Source organism: Streptomyces thermovulgaris, from assembly GCF_002155915.1.
GTDB lineage: Bacteria > Actinomycetota > Actinomycetes > Streptomycetales > Streptomycetaceae > Streptomyces > Streptomyces thermovulgaris.
The window spans coordinates 1-2,792 of sequence record NZ_MUME01000177.1 but is presented as its reverse complement, the minus strand read 5'-3'; the positions used below and the strand labels follow the sequence as shown (position 1 = coordinate 2,792).

Annotated in this window: 3 protein-coding genes; 1 reads left to right on the top strand and 2 read right to left on the bottom strand. The window is 72.8% G+C overall.

Annotation, left to right across the window (positions count from 1 at the left end; translation table 11 throughout):
• Positions 1 to 893: oxygenase MpaB family protein (locus CCN35_RS15665; RefSeq protein WP_245863191.1), on the bottom strand; the 893-nt coding region annotated here is incomplete at its 3' end.
• 416 nt (positions 894 to 1,309) lie between these two features.
• Here CCN35_RS15665 and CCN35_RS15660 point away from each other — a divergent pair.
• Positions 1,310 to 2,134: a hypothetical protein gene (locus CCN35_RS15660; RefSeq protein ID WP_067392198.1), complete on the top strand. Its 825-nt coding sequence runs from the start codon at positions 1,310 to 1,312 to the stop codon at positions 2,132 to 2,134.
• Between the two features lie 249 nt (positions 2,135 to 2,383).
• Here the strand turns inward: CCN35_RS15660 and CCN35_RS15655 are convergent, their stop codons facing one another.
• Positions 2,384 to 2,566, bottom strand: a complete 183-nt coding sequence (locus CCN35_RS15655; protein WP_067392201.1) for a hypothetical protein — start codon at positions 2,564 to 2,566, stop codon at positions 2,384 to 2,386.
• Between the last annotated feature and the right edge of the window lie 226 nt (positions 2,567 to 2,792).

The window sequence follows — 2,792 nt, the reverse complement described above, 5'->3', positions numbered from 1 at the left end:
CTCACCCGGTGCCCGGTGTGCGGGGCTGTCCCGTGCGGCACACCGGGCACCGGGTGAGTGCCGAGGTCGGCCAGCCGGCAGCCGTTCGGATAGCTCTTGATCTCCCGGTTCTGGCGTGCGAAGTGAGGGGTGCGGCGCGGCGGCAGCAGACGCACGACACGTCCCCGGGCACGGACCGCGCGGCGGACCAGGGTGCGGGTGAGGGCACTCGGGGGCTCGTAGCGGAAGGCCCGCAGCAGCGGGTCGTCGAGCAGGGAGAGAGCCGCGGTGCGCAGCAGGGGCGCGAGCGGACGCGGGTACCAGGAGGCCATCAGGTCGAGGGTGGCGTCGGAGACCTTCCGGGCCTGCTCGTCCCAGCCGAAGTGGTCCTTCTCGTAGGCGTCGAGGCAGGCCTCGAACTCCTCGTAGGACTCGGGGACGTCCTTGATGCCCATGTGCCGGCCGAGCGTTCGGTAGTGGACGGCGGACGCGACGATCTCGTGCCGGGACAGCCTGCGCCAGCCGTACGCGTCGATCCAGCGCCTGGGCATGACGACGAATGTGCACAGCACGTACCGCATGTCGTCGTTGCTGATGTCGTAGCTGCGGTGCATCTGGTTGATGCGCCGGATCGCGGTGCGGCCCTGTTCGCTCGCGAAGCCGTGCTCGACCACGGCGTCGAGGAGCAGGGAGGTGTCGTCGTAGCGCTTCTGTGCGCGGTCGGTGAATTCCGCCGTCTCGGCCAGCAGCCGGCCGATGCTCGGAACCGCGTAGGTGCGGTAGAGCGCGAGCTCCAGGGCACGGGTGTAGTCCCAGGGGAACTCGTAGGCGACACTGAGCCGGTAGATCTCGGTCGCGTCCGCCACCGGGTCCATGCTGCGGATCTGTTCCAGCCGCTCGAAGCGTTTTGTCACGTCGTCCCCCTTCTGCCTGTTGTCCCGGCTCCTACCCGTTGAGCCCTTCGGGCAGACGAACGACCGGCGTCGGAGGGCGTACGGAGGAAGACGCACGGACGAGACGTGCGGAGAAAAAAGATGTCCGTGTCCTTGACGGCCCCTGTCGGCCCTTGCCGATTCTCGCAGACCCGCGCCGGTCCTCGCCGGAGGCGTCTCGTCCGAGGAGCCGCCCGAAGCGGCGGCCCGGCAACTGGCCGGGTCCTTTGGCGGCCCGCGCCGTGGACGGCCGGCGGCCGTGTCGCCCCCTCCGGAGGGCACGAGTCGCCCTCTCCGACTGGAAGGCCGCAGGTCCAGAAAGCGTGCAGAAGTCGTGACAACCGTCTTCCGCTCGCATTAGGGTGCGCGCCGTTGGACGGACCGATGGGGAGGCCGGGATGGCCGGGACGGACGAGGGCGCCGTCGCCGCCGGGGACGACGCGCTCTATGTGCTCACAGCGGTGCTGCTGACACCGGCGCAGTTCCCGAGTGTGCTGGGCGACGACTATCCGGAGGCCTGTGCGGCCCTCGGCCTGGCTCCCCTCGCCGACGGATACGGGCTGGTGCTCGGTCAGGACGGCGACGGAGCGCGGTGGACGGTGGTCGTCGACGACGTGTCGCTGGTCGCCGTGGCCATCGCCTCCTGGGACTGCGGCATGGAGTACGACCTGTCGCCCGACGAGCGCACGGTCGTCGCCGCACTGCCGGGCTGGCCCCTCGACGTCGCCGTGGCCGCTCCCGGCCTGCCCGCGCCGCACGACCCGGACCCGGAGCTCTCGGACGCACCCCTGCTGTCCCCGCCGGACACCGCCACCTGGGGGCCCGCCCAGCGCCGGCTGGGCGCCGACGAGGTCGCGCTGCAGTGGGCGATGTGGCGTGAGCAGGTCGACGACACCGGCTTCCGGGCCCCGGCCGGCGGAACGCCGGACGGCACCGGCGGGAAGGCGTTCCCGGGCCACAGCGGTGTCCGCCGGGCCCTGGCGGAGGCCCGTGCGTACGTGGACTCGCCGCCGCCGCTGGGCCGCGTCCGCTCGTCCTATGCGACGGGGGACGCACGCCTCCTGCGGGCGGACGGCCCCGGCTGGTCGATGGTGGCCCGCACCGACGACATCGCCTTCGTGCTCCTCGACGACGAGCCCGGCAAGGTGCTGCCGGTCGGCCGGGGTCCCGAGCTGCCGGGCCTGCTGGAGGCCCTCGACAAGCTGGCGGTACGTCCCCTCTGACTCCGGCGTCCCCTCCGGCCCCGCGTGCTCCTGCCGCGTTCCCCTGCGGACGCACCGGGTGTCACGGCCTGCTCCCACCGTGCCCGGCGCACCGGCGCGCGGCGCAGGGGGCACCGTGCCCGGCCGCTCGCGGGCCGGGCCGTCGGCAGGCCCGCGGGCGGCGTCGCGGCCGGTCCCCGTGCCCCGGACGGCGCCGGTGCGCCGGGGTCATGACACTTCTGGTGCTTCCGGTCCAGTGCTTCCGCCGCTTCAGCGGCCGAGTTCCTTGCGGCCGACGTGGCGCAGTCGGCGCCGCTGGGAGGGGTCCAGCGCCAGGTACGCGGCAGCCGGGACTCCCAGGATGATCAGGAGGGCGGCCCACCAGGGCAGCCAGATCAGCAGGACGAGTCCGACCGCCACTCCTCCCACGGCGATCTTCGTGTTCTTCGACATCTGTCGCCTCCTTCGCGGCCACTGCCGCTCTCTGCCGGGAGAACGGCCGCACCGCTCCCGGCGGTTCCGGACCGCGCCCCTGAAACATCCCTGAGACGCGCCCCCTACTGGTCGTACCGGGCCCTGCCGGCCGTACCGGGCCCCGGAAGGGGCACCCCCCTCGCGCTCTTCCCTCCGCTTTCCCCTTCACCGCTCCTCGACCCTCTTCTGCTCCCCCTTTCCCCCG

What these genes read in the sequence shown, in the direction of transcription:
- CCN35_RS15655 (WP_067392201.1), bottom strand. Translation starts at nt 2,566, where the DNA reads ATGTCGAAGAACACGAAGATCGCCGTGGGAGGAGTGGCGGTCGGACTC.
- CCN35_RS15660 (WP_067392198.1), top strand. Translation starts at nt 1,310, where the DNA reads ATGGCCGGGACGGACGAGGGCGCCGTCGCCGCCGGGGACGACGCGCTC.